The organism is Chitinophaga sp. 30R24 (genome assembly GCF_049056765.1).
Classification (GTDB): domain Bacteria; phylum Bacteroidota; class Bacteroidia; order Chitinophagales; family Chitinophagaceae; genus Chitinophaga.
The window spans coordinates 1-17,358 of sequence record NZ_JBJGXX010000020.1; the positions used below are offsets into that span (position 1 = coordinate 1).

The 17,358-nt window shown below is 47.9% G+C and carries 3 protein-coding genes; all 3 read right to left on the reverse strand.

What is annotated here, in order from left to right; translation table 11 throughout:
• Positions 1-15,333, reverse strand: a 15,333-nt coding sequence (locus ACDQ55_RS21030) for an amino acid adenylation domain-containing protein (RefSeq protein WP_420983614.1), incomplete at its 3' end; no start/stop codon positions are given.
• 27 nt (positions 15,334-15,360) lie between these two features.
• Positions 15,361-16,329: a 2,3-diaminopropionate biosynthesis protein SbnB gene (locus tag ACDQ55_RS21035; RefSeq protein WP_420983615.1), complete on the reverse strand. Its 969-nt coding sequence runs from the start codon at positions 16,327-16,329 to the stop codon at positions 15,361-15,363.
• Positions 16,330-16,348: 19 nt separating this feature from the next.
• A complete protein-coding gene (gene sbnA, locus ACDQ55_RS21040; RefSeq protein ID WP_420983616.1) occupies positions 16,349-17,356 on the reverse strand; it encodes a 2,3-diaminopropionate biosynthesis protein SbnA in 1,008 nt (335 codons plus the stop codon).
• Between the last annotated feature and the right edge of the window lie 2 nt (positions 17,357-17,358).

A 17,358-nucleotide genomic window follows, 5' to 3' on the forward strand; every position in this document is an offset into this window, starting at 1 on the left:
CAGTGCAGGTATCCCGCTTTCCTCAACACCTGTTACAAAAGCTGCCAGAAACAGGTCACCGGCACTATCTTCACGTGCCACCACACAGCATTCCTGCACAAGGCCGCTATGTTGCAGCTGCTGCTCGATTTCAGGAAGTTCTACCCGGTAACCGCGGATCTTCACCTGGTGGTCGCGGCGGCCCAGGCACACCAGATCACCTTCAGCTGTCCATTTTCCGATATCACCGGTAGCGTATAAACGTTCACCGGCGGCAAACGGGCTGGCGATAAAACGCTCTGCCGTCAGGTCTGCACGCTGGTAATAACCCTCACTCAATCCAATACCTGATAGATATATTTCTCCCGTGATACCATCGGGTTGCAGATGCTGATGTTTGTCCAGGATATAGGCCTGCATGTGGCGGATAGGGCGCCCAATAACAGCACGTCTGCGGAAAGAGCCGATGTTGCCCGCATCAATGCGCTTAAACACCGAACCGGCTGTGGCTTCTGCAGGGCCATAGGAGTTGATAATAAATTTATCCGGATACCGTTCAAGAAAACGACCGGCATCTGCAGCATTAATCATTTCACCTCCCAACATCAACAGCCGTACACCTTCTAACCAGTTGTCGTCGTAACCAGGGCTGTTGAGCAGCATGGAAAATAAGGTAGGCGTAAACTTCACAAACGTAATCCCCTGCTCACGGATGTAGTTACCCAGCGCATGACCGGATAAATATAGCTCCTTGCTTACAATATGCAAAGTTCCTCCGGTGAGCAGTACCGGGAACAATACCGTATGCCCAAGGTCAAAGGAATAGGAAGATGTTAATATCGTAGCATCGTTAGCGTTATAGTCTACTTCGCTGATAAACCAGTTTACATAGTTCATCAGGCTGCCTTGCTGAATAGGTACTCCTTTGGGCTTGCCTGTGGAACCGGAAGTATAGATTATATATGCCGGCTGCCCAGGATACTGTGGCAACTGAAGATTAGCAGTATTTGCTGCTTTAACGAAGTCGCTGTTTAGATCAATCACCGTTCCGCTGTAAACAATATCTTCCGGCAGTGCACCCATCGTGACTACACAATCCACACCACTGTCGGATAAAATATGAGAGATACGGTGGGCAGGAGCACTGGTATCTATCGGCAGATAAGCAGCTCCTGCTTTGAAGATACCGATAATGGCCACCATTATTTCCTTACAGGCGGGCAGCAGCACACCGATCACTTTGCCCGAACCAGACAGCCGGCGGGCCAGCTGGTTAGACCACGCATTCAGCGCTACATAACTCAGCGTTCCCTGCTCATCCTGCAATGCTGTGGAGGAAGGACTACGCAACACCTGGGCTTCAAAACACTCACTGTATGTTTGCTCAGGCAGCGCAAATAAGCCGCCGGATTCCTGCAACTGCCAGGAAGCTGGCCGCTCCTGTAACAACGGTAACTCAAATAAATACTGGGAGGTGCCATGGGCCTGTAAGCCGGCAAGAAGACCACTAAAGCCTTTCAGAATAGCCGTGGCCGTATGTTCTTCAAACAGGCTGGTATTATAACCGAGATGTAGGTGTAGGCCATCCCCATACTCGGTGATACGTAAGTTAAGATCAAATTTGCCGTCCCGCAGCGATCCTTCCTCAACAGGCTCCGCCACATCATGCAGCCATGTTTCCTGCCAGAAAGCTTCTCGGTTCTGTACACTGAATAAACTGTCAAACAGCGGGTGACGGCTGGTATCGCGATGATGCCATACCTGTTCTAACAACGCCTCAAAAGGATAAGACTGATGTTCAAAATCACGCAGCACTTCTTTTTTCAACGCTGATAAAAATGCTGTATAACGCTGACTGCCCTGTACACGGCCTCGGATGGCCAGCGTGTTTACAAACAGCCCTACGATACCCGACAAATCAGCATGCTGGCGACCTGACACCGGTGTGCCCACAATAATATCTTCCTGTCCACTAATACGCCACAACAACAGCTGCCACAGTGATAAACCTACCATATACAGCGTTGCTTCTTCCTGACGGCATAACGTACGGATAAAATTCGTTTCTGTGGCAGTGAGTGTTAAGCTCACTGCAGACCCGCTTTGCTGACGAATGTCTGGACGGGGGTAATCCAGTGGCAGATCCAGCACCGGCAGTTCGCCACCCATACGTTCGCCCCAATAGGCGGCATGAGCCTGCAACCGGGACTGCTCACCTGCACTTTGTTCCCAGCTGGCGTAATCTTTATACTGGAAGGTTACTGGTGGCAACGTGCCACCATCCAGCAAAACCATGAATTCCTGTTGTAAAATAGCCTGTGATAAACCATCAGTGATGATATGATGCATATCCAGTAACAGCAACCCTTCGTAATAACCGGCACGCAGTAACGGCGCCTGGGAAAGATCAAATGAACGCACAAAGGATGACAGCGACGGGGACGACAAGCTTTCTACCTCTAAGATAACCTCATCGGCAATTACCTGCATCACCACACCTTCCTGCTCCTCAAAACGGGTGCGTAAACTTTCATGACGGTTGATTAGCTCCTGCAAAGCTGCTGCAACCCGTTGCTGTGAACAGTTGTCCGGCAGCGGCAATTGCAGTGGAATATTATATGCCGTACCGGCAGGATCAAATTGTTGTAATAAATACATCCGGCGCTGCGCGGAAGATAATGGATAAGCAGCGGCAGCAGCAGCATGGGTTAGCCCTTCATAAGCGGTAACATGATGCGTGGAAATATATCCTGCCAGGCTGCGGATGGTGGCATGGCTGAACAATACCGGCAGCGGTACCTTAACACCATGATCGCGACTAATACGACCCATCAGCACAATCGCTTTCAGACTTTGCCCACCCAGCTCAAAGAAATTCGATAACACCGACAGCGAAGCACCAGGAATACCTAACAATTCACTCCACAGATCTACCAGGTATTTTTCCATATCTCCGGTAGCTGCTTCATAACCTTCCTGTTGCCATTGTGGGGGAGGCAATTGCTTCTGATCCGTTTTGCCGTTGGCATTCAGCTCAAAGGCCGGCAGCCATTGCAGGGACGATGGAATCATATATACCGGCAACTGTTCTTTCAACCAGTTACGCAGTAAGCTTTCAATACCTGCTTCACCGGTATAATAAGCAGCCAGTTGTTTATCTCCGCTGTTGCTGATATGTACCGTAACAATTGCATCCTTCACTAGTTCATGACCTCTCAGCGCTGTTGCCACTTCAAGCGGCTCCACTCGGAAACCACGGATCTTTACCTGGCCGTCGGCACGACCACGGAATATAATACGCCCTCCTTCATCCCAGCAGCCAATATCTCCGGAGCGGTACAGCCGCTCCCCTTCCATAAATGGGCTGTCAATAAAACTACGCGAAGTTCGCTCTTCATCATTGATATATCCACGGCTCACACCTTCTCCTCCCAGCAACAACTCTCCATATACTCCTTTGGCAACCAGTTGATATTGCTTATCTACAATATATACCTGGCTTTTAGATACCGGAATGCCCAGTTTTATCTCTCCGGAATGAATATCTTCTACCGTTACATCTCCGCAAACAGAAAAAGTAGTATTCTCTGTTGGACCGTAACCATTGGTGATACGCAGACCAGGACAATGTTGCTGTACTTTGCTGATATGAACGGGAGATAACCGTTCTCCTCCCACCAGGATTTGTTCCAGCCCACAAAACAGGTCAGCAGCATGGTCAGCTAGCTGGTTAAACCACGAACTGGTAAACCACATTTTGGTGATACCGAAACGGCTGATCTGCTCCCGCAGACCGGAGGTATCTAGCAAACTTTCCAGGGAGGTTATGTATACCAGTCCACCGTTGAGCAACGCTCCCCATATTTCAAAAGTAGCTGCATCGAATGACAGTGCGCCCGTTTGCAAGATCCTGTCATCGCTGCTCAATGTTACATAATTAGTATCCTTCACCAAACGAACAATGCTACGATGTTCCACCATCACACCTTTAGGCTCACCAGTAGAACCGGAGGTAAACATCACATAGGCCAGCGAGTTACCTGCTGGTGTTGCCCCGCTGGTGGTAATACCCGCTGCCAGCGCTTCCTGAAGGTCCACACAGGTGAAGTGAGCACCCAAAGCTGATGCCATGGAATCATTGTCTGTTAGTACTACAGACACACCTCCTTCCTGTAACAGGCGGCGGATACGCTCTACAGGCTGATGCGATTCTATCGGCAGATAAGCAGCACCACTCCGAAGGACACCTGTCATAGATAGCACAAAACCAGTACCCCGGCTCATGACGATACCCACCAGCGATTCCTCCTGTACATGACAAATCTGTTGCAGGTAACCGGAAATAAGTCCAGATTGCTCCCACAGCTCCCGGTAGTTATAGGTAACAATGCCGTCACTCAGTGCTGGTAATCCGCTGTGTTCTTTTACCACAGCTGCCAGCAGTGACGTTACGGAATGTGATATATCTTCTTTAGTATGATCGCCGGCATATGTCAGCAGCTCCTTTACTTCATCATCTCCCAGGTAGCTCACTGTATTTACAGGTTGTTCGGCATCGCGCCCTACTGCTTCCAGGATGTTCGCCAGATGATGTAACATCCGCGTAATACGGGCTTCTTTAAACAACGCTGTGCTATATTCTATACTTACGCGCAATCCATCTGCTTCTTCATTGATATCTATGAGCAGATCAAATTTCACCGCATGATGATCAATGATTTCAGATGATACCACTAACTCACCAAGTGCCGGCAGTTGATCTTCTTCGCCGGAATGGAAAGAAAACATCACCTGGAATATAGGATGGTGGCTCATATCACGGGGTACCCCAACAGCATCCACGATCCGTTCAAATGGTACTGATTGATGTGAATAGGCATCAATGGCACAGGTTTTCACCCTTTTCAGCACAGTACGGAAATTGGGATTACCACTTATATCTATACGAATAGCGAGTGTATTCACGAAGAAGCCAATCAGTGGTTCCAGCAGCGAATCACCCCGCCCGGCCACGGGCGTGCCTACACATATATCTGTTTGCCCGCTGTAACGATACAATAACACATTAAATGCTGATAACAACACCATGTAAAGCGTTACCCCTTCTGCCTGTGCCAGTGCTTCCAATTGTTGGCCTAATGCCTTTGGCAGCAGCAATTCTGCCTGTGCACCTGCAGTATCCAACATCACCTGGCGTGGAAAGTCCGTTGGCATTTCCAGCACCGGTACTTCTGCGAGCTGTTTTTTCCAGTAGCTAAGCTCCTTCGTCATCTGCTCCTGCTGTGCATTTCGTTGCCAGAAAGCATAATCAGCATATTGGATAGAGAGTTCCGGCAATACCGGCACGCGCTGTTCCTGCTGCTCGTTATAGAACGCTGCCAATTCCTGTATCAGCAGCGATACCGAAGCAGCATCGGAAGCAATATGATGCATCACCACTACCAGCAAATATTCAGTAGCGGATAAGCTTATAAGCTGCGCACGGAGCGGACTGTGTAATGTTAAATCAAATGGCCTGGTGATGCAGGAAAGAATATATGCTTGCAGGTGAGCATCTTCCGGATCTTTTACCAGTAAAGGTTCCATCTTCCACCATCCTTTTTCACGGATCTCCTGAAACGCTACGGTGTCCTGTTCCCGGATAAGTGTTCTTAAAATATCATGACGGTCAGCGACTGCCTGAAAAGCGTTTTCCAGCGCTGTTATATTCAATGCCCCTTTCAGACGGAGCACGTAAGGCATATGATAAGGAATACTACCTTGCAGGCGATCAATGAACCACAAACGCTCTTGTGAAAACGATAATGGTACCGGCATATTTGCCGGGCGCACCGGAATTACCTGCGCCGGAGCCATCGCCTGCTCGCTTCTTAATACCGTAGCGAGTGATTGTATATCCGGGTACTCAAATATTGTTTTGATACTCAGGGTGAGATGCAATTCCTCCCGTATCAGCGCCACCAGCCGGATGATCAGCAGAGAGTGACCTCCCAGCCGGAAGAAATTATCGTATACTCCTACCTGTTTTACGCCTAACAACCGGCCCCATAAAGCCGATAATTGCGCTTCTATTTCATTGCGGGGTGCTACATAAGCCTGTTCATACGTCAATGTATTTTCAGGTGCAGGTAATGCTTTCTTGTTCACTTTCCCACTGCCGGATAAAGGCATATTGCCCATCTCTACCCACAACGCAGGGATCATATAATCCGGTAGCCGCGACTGCAGGAATTGCTGCACAACAGCAGCATCTAATGTGGCTTCCGTTACCAGGTAGCCAACCAACCGACGATTTCCGGTATGGTCTTCCCACACCTTTACAGCCGCCTGTTTTATGCCCGGGCATAACAACAGCACATTTTCTATTTCACCTGGTTCTATGCGGTAGCCACGGATCTTCACCTGCTCATCCAACCGGCCCAGGTAAGCAATGTTGCCGTCAGGAAGCCATTTCACCAGGTCGCCGGTACGGTATAATCTTACAGGCATGCCACCAGGTAACTGATGGGTAATAAATCGTTCTGCTGTTAATGCAGGCAGATTACGGTAACCGCGGGCCAGCTGTACACCGCCAATAAAGAGCTCTCCGGGAATGCCCACCGGTAAAGGTTGCAGGTATTTATCCAGTATATAAAGCTGTGTATTGGCAACGGGCTTACCAATAGGCACTATGACTGCGTCTCCGGACATAGTCCAGTAGCTTACATCTATAGCTGCCTCCGTAGGGCCGTACAAGTTATGTAACCGGGTATGTGGTAATTTAGTGTTGAAAAGATGAACCTGCTCAGGCTTCAGCGCTTCTCCGCTGCACAACACCTGCTGCAATCCAGGGCAATCGCCACTGTGTATACTTTCCAGGAACACTTCCAGCATAGAAGGCACAAAGTGCAGTAAGGTGATACCTGCACTATTGATCAGCTCTTTCAGATAGACAGCATCTTTATGTCCCTCTGGTTTGGCCAGCACCAGCCGGGCACCAGCCAGGGACGGCCAGAAGAGCTCCCATACCGATACGTCAAAACAATAAGTGGTTTTCTGCAGCACACTATCGTTAACGTCTAAACGGAAATATTCCTGCGCCCACAGCAGCCGGTTAGCCAAACTGCCATGTTCTATCATCACTCCTTTAGGCTTACCCGTAGAACCAGAAGTATAGATAAGGTAAGCCAGATCATTAGCGGAAACATTTACCGATAAAGGTTCCAGCGAAAAGTCATACTCGTTTATATCAAGTATTTCCACGGAAGGCAACACTTCCTGATCGCTTAGCAGCGACGCGGTACTGATCAGCAGTGATGCGTTCGTATCTTCCAGGATGTAACGGATACGCTCTTCCGGATATGCCGGATCAATAGGTACATAGGCGGCACCGGCTTTCAGGATACCCCAAAGAGTGATCATCAGTTCCAGCGACCTTTCCAGTAAAACGGCTATGATAGTTTCTTTACCGCCGGTTTTTGATAACAGGTAAGCTGCCAACCGACCCGATTTCTCTTCCAGTCCGGCATAGGTCAGTTGATGGGTATCTATCTGAACAGCAACGGCTGCCGGCGTTTTCACCACCTGCTCCCGGAACAGTTCCAATATAGTAGTAGCCGGGTAATCCCGGCCGGTATCGTTAAATGTATGCAGGATGGTGGTTTGCGCTGCAGCGCTCAGCATATTCAGTTTGCCGATCTCCTGTTGCGGCGCATCACAAACAGCCTGCAGCAACAGCTGATAATGTTCTGCCATACCCATTATGGTCGCAGCCTTATACAAACGGGTATTATATTCTATACTGATGCTGATAGTGGTGCTTTGTTCCACTTCCACATTCAGGTCAAATTTGGAAGTATAGTGCGGAAGCGGTTCTTCTGTGATGACAACATCTCCCAGTTGTATAGCCGCACTTTTTTTCAGCGACTGAAAAGCAAACATCACCTGGAACACCGGATGGCGGCTGATATCACGGGGAGCGCCAATAGCTTCCACCACCTGTTCAAAAGGTGCCGACTGGTGGGAATAAGCCGCAATGGTATGTTCTTTTACCCGCTGCAGTAGCTTATGGAAACCAGGGTTGCCGCTCAAGTCTGTTCGCAGGGCAAGCGTATTCACAAAGAAACCGATCAGTGGTTCCAGGGCAGTATTGTTGCGGCCTGCCACCGGCATGCCTACACAGATATCTTCCTGGTGACTGTAACGGTATAATAATACATTGAATACCGTAAGTAAAAGCATATACATCGTAACACCTTCCTGCTTTGCCAACGCTTCCAGCTGCTGTGTCAGGCCTTCCGGCAGGGTTATCGATACAAGGTCGCCTTCCGTACCCGGCATCGCCGGCCGCAGGTAATCTGTTGGCATCTCCAATGCCGGCACACCGGCCAGTTGCTCTTTCCAGAAGGCAATATCGTCTCCTAGCTGTTCATCCTGCTGTAAACGCTCCCAGCTGGCATAATCCGCATACTGGATACCGAGTGCAGGTAACACAGCAGGACGCTGTTCTAACTGCGACAAATACAATTCAGATAATTCCGCTATCAGTACCGGTACAGAAGAACCATCTGAAGCGATGTGGTGCATCACTATTACCAGCAAGTATTCATCTTCTGATAAACCAAATAACCGTACCCGGAAAGGAATATCCTCCGACAGGTTGAACGGCTGGCTGATCAGCGCGCTGATAGCTACTTCCAGGCTGTCATCTTCCTGGTAGTTATTTACTGTTTCTATATCACCTATTGTTGTTTCCTGTATCTGCTGATAAGCAATACCTCCCTCCTCACGGAAAACAGTTCTCAGCACTTCATGACGCGCAATGATAGTATCCAGCGCATATTTCAGCGCGGCTTTATTCAATGCACCTTTCAGGCGCAGGAGCGCAGGAATATGATAATGCGTGCTGCCCTGCAGCTGATCTATAAACCAGAGGCGTTCCTGTGAAAAAGACAAAGGAGCGGTATCACCAGAAGTTCTAACAGGAATAGCTATACGCTGCTGACCCGCTGTTTCAGCAGACAACAACTTCGCCAATGATTGTATATCCGGGTATTTGAAAACAGTACTCAGTTCCAGTTTAATGCCGGTTAGTTCTTTTATTTTATAACCAAGTCTCACCGCAGTGAGGGAGTTGGCACCTATCTCGAAGAAATGATCGGTAGTGCTGATGTTTTTTCTGCCCAGCAGTTCTTCCCATATACCCAGTAATAACGACTCCCATTCATTCTGTGGTACCACTACAACCTGCGCGGAAGTGCCGGTTGTAATATCCGGCAGTGCGCTGGTATCCAGCTTACCATTCTTATTCAATGGCATTTGTGTCAGCCAGCTGAAATAAGCTGGCACCATGTAAGCCGGCAGCTGTTCTTTCAGATAGGATTTCAGGGAAACCTCTATACCTTCTTTGCCGGTATAGTAAGCTGCTAACTGTTTTTCACCGTTACTTCCTGTCAATACTTTCACCACTGCATCCTGTACATAAGGATAACCTTTCATTACCAGGGCGATCTCCAGCGGTTCTACACGGTAGCCGCGGATCTTCACCTGGTTATCCTTACGACCGCGGAAAATGATGCGGCCATCTTCATCCCAGCAGCCAATATCACCGGAGCGATATAAAATTTCTCCCGGAACAAAAGGGCTATTGATAAAACTTTTAGCGGTACGTTCCGCATCGTTGAGATAACCGGAGCTTACCCCTTCGCCTCCCAGTAGAAGCTCTCCGTTAACCCCTTTGGGCACGAGATGCAGATCTTCATCTACAATGTATACCAAGCTTTTAGAAATCGGATACCCGAGCCGGATACCGCCATTAGCAATATCATCGGCGGTTACATCGCCGCAAGCGGAGAAAGTAGTATTTTCAGTAGGACCGTAACCGTTAGTAAGACGCAATCCCGCACAATGTGTCAGCACCTTACTCACATGGGAAGCTGATAACTGCTCACCTCCTACTAACACCTGTTGCAGGCCACGGAACAAACCAGGGTTGTGATCAGCCAGCTGGTTAAACCACGAACTGGTGAACCACATTTTTGTAATCCCGTAACGCACGATTTGTTCTCTCAGAATTTCCGCATCCAGCAGGCTCTCCAGCGATGTCATGTACACCATCCCGCCGTGCAGCAGTGGCCCCCATATTTCAAATGTGGTCACATCAAATGAAAGAGATGCCGTTTGCAAAACACGGTCGCTGGCATCAAAAGAGATATAGTTGGTATCACGTACCAGTCTTACAATACCTTTATGAGGCACCATTACCCCCTTCGGTTCGCCGGTAGAACCGGACGTAAACATCACATATGCCAGTGAATCACCGGTAATACGAACTTCAGCAGCCCGCATACCTGCATTAATAATATCTCTGAACAGGATACAGTTAAACTCATCCTGCAAGACATTCTGTATATCTTCATTATCTGTCAGTACCACTGATACGCCACCGGCATGCAACAAGCGGCGGATACGCTCTGCCGGCTGCCGCGACTCTATAGGCAAATAAGCAGCCCCACTACGCAGCACACCCAGCATAGACAGCACAAATTCATTTCCACGCCCCATTACAATACCAACTAACACTTCCGGCCGCACGTTATATACCTGTTGCAGGTAACCCACCACATGACCCGATTGCGCCCATACTTCCGCATAGTTGTAAGTAACCTTACCATCACTGAGCGCAGGTAAAAGCGGATGGGCGGCTACCACCTCCGATAACAGCAATGGTACCGTTTTATCTGCTGCTTCTTTGGTATGATCTCCTGCATAGCGGAAAATTTCTTCCAGTTCATCTGCTCCCAGGTAAGACAATGCTCCCAGCTGCTGGTCTGCATCCGCTACAATGGCTGTTAATATATTGATCAGATGGTTGCCCATCCGTTCAATACGTGCTGCTTTAAACAAGCTCGTACTGTATTCTATATTCAGCAACATCCCTTCTTTCTTATCCTCAAATTCAAACAACAGATCAAACTTACTGCTGACAGATTCCAGGGGAAGCGTACTGATTTCCAGGTCACCCGACAATGCTGCCAGCGCGGCGCCATCATCTGTATCCTGCACTACCAACATCACATCAAAAAGAGGCATACGTCCGGCGTCGCGGATAATCTTCAGGTCGTCCACCAACTGGTCAAACGGATACACCTGGTGTTCATAGGCATCCAACGCAACTTTTCGTACCTGCCTGAAAAATGTTCTGAATGAATCGGTGCTGCAAAGTTTTGTTTTTAATGCCAGCATGTTTACGTAAAACCCTACCTGTTCTTCCAGTTCGTTGTGCTCTCTGCCTGCAGACGGGACGCCTATGATAATATCCTCCTGATGGGTATACCGGTATAACAGTACTTTTACCGCGGCAGTAAGCAGCATAAATAAGCTGGCTTCTTCCTTTCCTGATAGGGCTTTTGCTTTAGCCAGTAAATCAGCACTAACAGGAATGGTAACATTGGCACCATCCTGTGACCTGTCGGAGCGCCGTGGAAAATCCAACGGCAATTCAAGTGCGGGTGCACCTTCCTGAAACTGTTGCAGCCAGTAATTACGATGTACCGCTATTTCTTTCTCCTGCATTTTTCCTTTATGCCAGGAAGCGTATTCTTTATATTGAACAGAAAGTGGCTTCAGTGGCGGCACTGCATTGCCCAACAATAAATTGTAGGTAGTCAGCAGATCACGCAGTAAAATATCAGAAGACCAGCCATCTGTGATGATATGATGAATGATGAAGCCAAACACCCAGCTATCAGCGCCTGTTTGTATCACCACCGCTTTGAACAGCGGGGGCTTTTCAAAATCAAAAACGGTGGTAACAAGTTGCTGAATAAGAGATACTGCGGCTTCATCCGGGTGTGGACTATTTTGCAGATCTATAAATGTTATTCCCGGAAGGCTACTCACCGGATGTATTACCTGTCGCGGCTCTCCGTCTACTACGATAAACCCGGTACGTAAAATTTCATGGCGGTCTGTCAGCGCATGGAATGCTGCTGAAAATATTGCCGGTTGGAAACTCCCGGAAAACCGGTAAGCATCAGGCATATTATAGTTAAACTGCTCACCGGCCAGCTGGCAGGATAACCAGATCCTTTGTTGTGCATGAGATAGCGGGTAATGACTTTGCACCGGCAAAAGCGGGATTTTCACTTCGGCAGCAATGCCCTGGCGGATCTGTTGGGCCAGCTCCTGTATAGTAGGATAATTGAAAATGGTGCGCAGCAGAATATTTGTCTTCAGTTGTTTATTGATCTGAATGGCGAGGCGGGTAGCGCTGAGCGAATGTCCACCGATTTCAAAAAAGCTGTCATTTGTACTGATAGCCGTTTTACCGAGAATTTTTTGCCATATGGATAACAGTATTGTTTCTTCTTCATTAGCAGGTAATGTCAGATCTTTTTTAGTATCTGTCAGATCCGGTAACGGTAGGGCCTTACGGTCTACCTTATCACTAAGGTTCAATGGGTAGGCGTTCATGAAAACGTAAGCTACCGGGCGCATATGTGCTTCCAGCCGTTGACGGACAAAGCTACGCAGGGAGTCTTCCAGCTGTCGTATATCCGTTGCAGTTTTAGGTACCAGGTAGGCTACCGGCAATAGCTCTTCCTGTAAAGGTTGCAGCACTACTACCGCATCATTAATAGCGGGATGCAGGCGGAAACAATTTTCTATTTCTTCCAGCTCTACTCTTTGTCCGCGAATCTTTACCTGGAGGTCAATACGGCCCAGGAATTCCAGGTTGCCGTCAGGAAGCCAGCGGGCAAGGTCGCCGGTACGGTAATAGGTATCGCCCAAGATACCGGTAAAGGTATTTTTTCTGAACTGTGCAGCGGTTTTTACCGGATCATGCAGATAACCGGAGCCTACGCCGTCGCCGGAAACACAGAGCTCTCCGGGCACGCCAGTGGGCAATAGCTTACCTTCCTTATTCAGCACTAAAATGTTCATATTGGCAATTGGTTTGCCAATAGGCACTTTGGAAAAATGATATAGCGGGGCGGTGATCACGTATTGTGCAATATCATCTGAGGCCTCACAGGGACCATATGCATTCAGCATTTTGCTATGCGGAAACAGCTCCATCCATCGGTTCACCAGTGACACCGGCAGTTCCTCCCCGGTCATCATCACCCACTGCAGGTGTGGCAACGGTGGCTGCTGCGGATTTTGTGCGATATAATCCAGTAGTCCCGCTAAATAGGAAGGCACCCACTCTACTATGTTTATTGCCTCGGATGCCAGCAGTTGCAACGTAGTGCCATAATCCAGCAGTTCTTCCTTATCGATGATAACCACTACACCTCCGTTCATCAATGGCGCAAGCATCTGCCATACGGAAACATCCGATGCAATACTGGCACTTTGCAGAAAGCGGAATCCTGGTTTCAGTTCCAGTGCGGCCAGTTCTGCCAGGATATGGTTCATAGCACCCTTATGCAGGGTGATAGCCCCTTTCGGCATACCAGTAGATCCAGAAGTAAATAACACATAAGCCGGATCATGCAGCGCAATGGCTATCTCCGGATTTTGTGCCGGTGATGCTGTTATATCGCTTTGATCCAACCATCTCTGGGCATTATCCCTGACAGCAGACTTCAGCGTATCTGTACAAATAACGGCCTTTAGTGCGGCGGCCTCTCCTGCATGTGCCAATGATACATCCAGCAGGGAGGAATTGGTAATCAGCACTTCAATGCCATTGTTATTTATCAGGTCCCAGATACGAACCGGAAGATGCTGACTGTCGAGCGGAATATATACCGCGCCTGCTTTCAGAATGGCCATTATACAAGCAACCAGTTCTGGTGTACGTGGCAGGTAAACACCTACCAACGCCCCTTTCTGTAATGACAGGCTGTTTAGCAGTGCGGCTATTTTATTGGAAGATGTATTCAGCGTTTGATAGGTAACAGCTGTGTTACCATGTATGATGGCCGTTTGCTCGCCCGTTTTCAGTACCTGCGCTTCGAAGCAATGTGGTATTGTCTGGCTGTTGTTCAGCTCTACCGCACCGTTGTTAAATACGGTGAATTGCCGGGTTCTTTCTGCCGGATCTGTCAGTTCCAGATCGACGACTAATATGCCGGGGTCAGCCAACACCTGCTGTATCAGGAACTCGAACTGGCGCAGGATGCCTTTCACATAACTTTCTTCGTATGTACGTGTGCGGTAGTTGATGTGTACATCCACAGTTTCGCTGGCAGCTACTTCTACATCAAATTCATAATTTGTTACATCAACTGTCGCAATTTCTTCTCCCTGCAGCGGATCATCTGCGGGTAACGCCGATTTATCCAGTGCAGGATAATTTTCAAATACAAATACGTGGTGCAGCAGGGAGGTTCCCAGTGCCGAACGGGTTTGTATTTCAGGGAGTGCACAATATTGATGAGGTAAATGTTCTGTAAAATCGTGGTGCAGCTGTCTCAGCAGCGTGCGGAAAGTCGTTTCTGTATTGAAGTGCACCCGTTGCGGAATAGTGTTGATAAACAGCCCCAACATACTTTCCACACCAGGCAATTCGGCAGGGCGGCCGGCCACTACATTACCAAAGACTACATCACTGGTTTGGTTATATCCCGCTAATAAGATGCCCCATACCGACTGAAAAAATGCGTTCAGCGTAACGCCTTCTTTCTTCACCAGCGCGTTCATGCTTTTCACCATCTCTTCCCCAAACGTTATTCCGGCTGTTTGAAATGGCGGCAATGCAGCTGACCTGTCGGGTAGGGTTACCGGTGGAATTACTGCCAGGTTATTATATCCTTTCAGGTATTGTTCCCAGTAGTCGAGCGATGCGCGCTGGTCCTGCCTGCCCAGCCATTGTACATAGCGATCAAAAGGAACCGGCTCAGGAAGTGTAAACGGCTGCTGATGTAAGTGGCCGTGATAAATTGTTTTCAATTCGTTGATGAGCACCGGCAAACACCAACCATCCATAATAATATGATGGAAACTCCAGATAAATTCATATTGTCCGTTACCCACCTGCAACAGCGATAAGCGTAGCAATGGCTGTTTTATAAGGTCAAATCCCTTGTCCATATCCGCCTGCCTGAAATCATGGATGGCCTGCTCCCGCTCTTCTTCCGGCAGCAGTGAAAAATCCAGCACCTGAAATGACGGTTTCCTTGATTTCAATACAATCTGCAACGGACGGTCGGCCTGCTGATGCACAAAGGCAGTCCTTAATATGTCATGCCGCTGTGTGAGGTACTCCAGGCTATATTGCAGCGCAGCTGTATCCAGCTGTCCGCGGGTGCGGAAGTGCGTCTGACAGAAATAGGCGTTGGAAGATTCATATACAGTATGAAACAACATAGCCTCCTGCATCGGTGTAAGAGGATATATCTGTTGGATATTTTCATTCTTGTTCATTACGGACGACTTGATTTTGGATGACGGCTAATAAGTAAGGGAAGTACCATTGTTCTCCAGTATGGAGCGATGATAGTAGCACGCAGCGATGGCCATATCAAATACAGCCATTCCCATTGGGTTGAACATGACTACGGCATTCTCTGCAAGCCCTTGCCACACATCCCCTTCCAGCAGGTCTGCAATGCTTATTGTGTTTTCTTCCTGCAAATTTTTCTCTATATGCATTCTTTCTACATCGGTATTTTCCCGACATATTTCTTCCCAGTCATCTACAATCATCATATCCACATGATCCAGGAAATCCGGCTCATAATCCCTTAACGATACATTCAGGTGAAGGGAACCTTTTTTGGGCGGCTTATTGATATACCGGTGGCTGGATACTGTACAGGTAATAAATACATCAGCATCGGTATAGGCTTCTTCCCAGGAAGATACCTGCTGTATGTTTCTCTGCGTCCATCCTTCCAACAGCGCCGGCTCTATGGGCTTCAGGTCAAATATCCTCACGGATGTTATCCTGTCACCGAATAAAGCCAGTAACATCTGCAGGTGCAGCTGCCCGATCGGTCCGAAGCCTGTGATGCCTACTTTCAGATTGCCGTGTTTTTTATGGTCGAGGTATTTTGTCAACACAAAAGCCGATACACCGGCAGTACGGATACCACTGGTCATAGCTGAATTAATGATACAACGGGGAATACCGGTATCGGCATCATTCAACACCGTTACTGCATGTGCACGCGGTACACCTTCCTGTATATTATCGGGGAAGCTGGCAATCCATTTGATGCCGGAAAAACAGATATCGCCACCCACATATGCCGGCATAGCAATAATGCGGTTCTTCAGGTTCTTATATCTCAAATAAGGTTTCACCGGCTGCGCATAATCGCCGGATCTCAGCGACTGCACAGCCTTACCGATGTATTCCACTACTTCATTCCAGTCTGGCGGCAAGTGCTTGATATCCGTTGTGTTCAAGTATAACATAATTATTATTTTCAGGTTATTACAGAGATGTACCGTTGGGTATCACAGGAACTTCCAGCATTATTGCAGGAATCGGTGCTTCGGTTTGATGCAATACTCTTTCCACCCATGCGTCATTGTAAACATTACTGAGATAAGAATCGCCTTTATCAGTAGAAAAGAACAATACCTGCATATCTTTGCTGAGTGGATGGTGTGTGAAATACTTTTTGATGGCAGCATATACCGCACCACTGGAAGCACCGCCCAATACGCCTTGTTCGGACAACAACGTACGGCAACCTTTGATAAGTTCTTTATGTGTAACGTGTACAACCCCATCTATACTGGCTTCCTCCACCAGCTGCGATTTTTTACTGGCGCCAATGCCGGATACAAATCTTTTCCGCGGCACATCAGAGAATAACACTGAACCTTCTACATCTACCGCTATAATTTTAACATCAGGGAATTTTTCCTTGACTCTTTTTGAAACACCGGTGATGGTACCGCAGGAACTAACGGCAATGAAAATATAATCCAGTCGTTCAAAGTGATTACAGATTTCTTTCCCCAATGAATGATAATAAGCGAGATAATTATAAGGGTTACCATATTGGTTGGTCCAGTAACTATTGGGGTATTGCTGGCATAACTCTTTTACCTTTTCAATCCGGGTGAGCAAATAGCCATTGGTTATATCAGGCTTATCTACTTTCACCACTTCCTCTACCAACATGCGCAATATTTTTTCACTATCAGCATTGATGTTGGGATCAATCACCGGAATGAACTTTAATCCCAGCTGCTTACAAATCATTGCCAGTGCAATGGCAAAATTTCCGGAGCTAGATTCTACGATCAGCGTGTGCTGGTTAATTTCGTTAAGTTTGATGGCATTATACAGAATATTAAAGGCGGCTCTGTCCTTAATACTCCCGCTATAATTGGCATTCTCCATTTTCACAGAGAGCTTGCAATCAAAATTCAGTGTACGGAGTGGTGTATTTCCAATCAGGGATTGAACTTTGAGTAATTTTTCTAACATAG

Coding starts and splice junctions, on each gene's coding strand:
- sbnA (WP_420983616.1), bottom strand. CDS start 17,356: ATGTTAGAAAAATTACTCAAAGTTCAATCCCTGATTGGAAATACACCA.
- ACDQ55_RS21035 (WP_420983615.1), bottom strand. CDS start 16,329: ATGTTATACTTGAACACAACGGATATCAAGCACTTGCCGCCAGACTGG.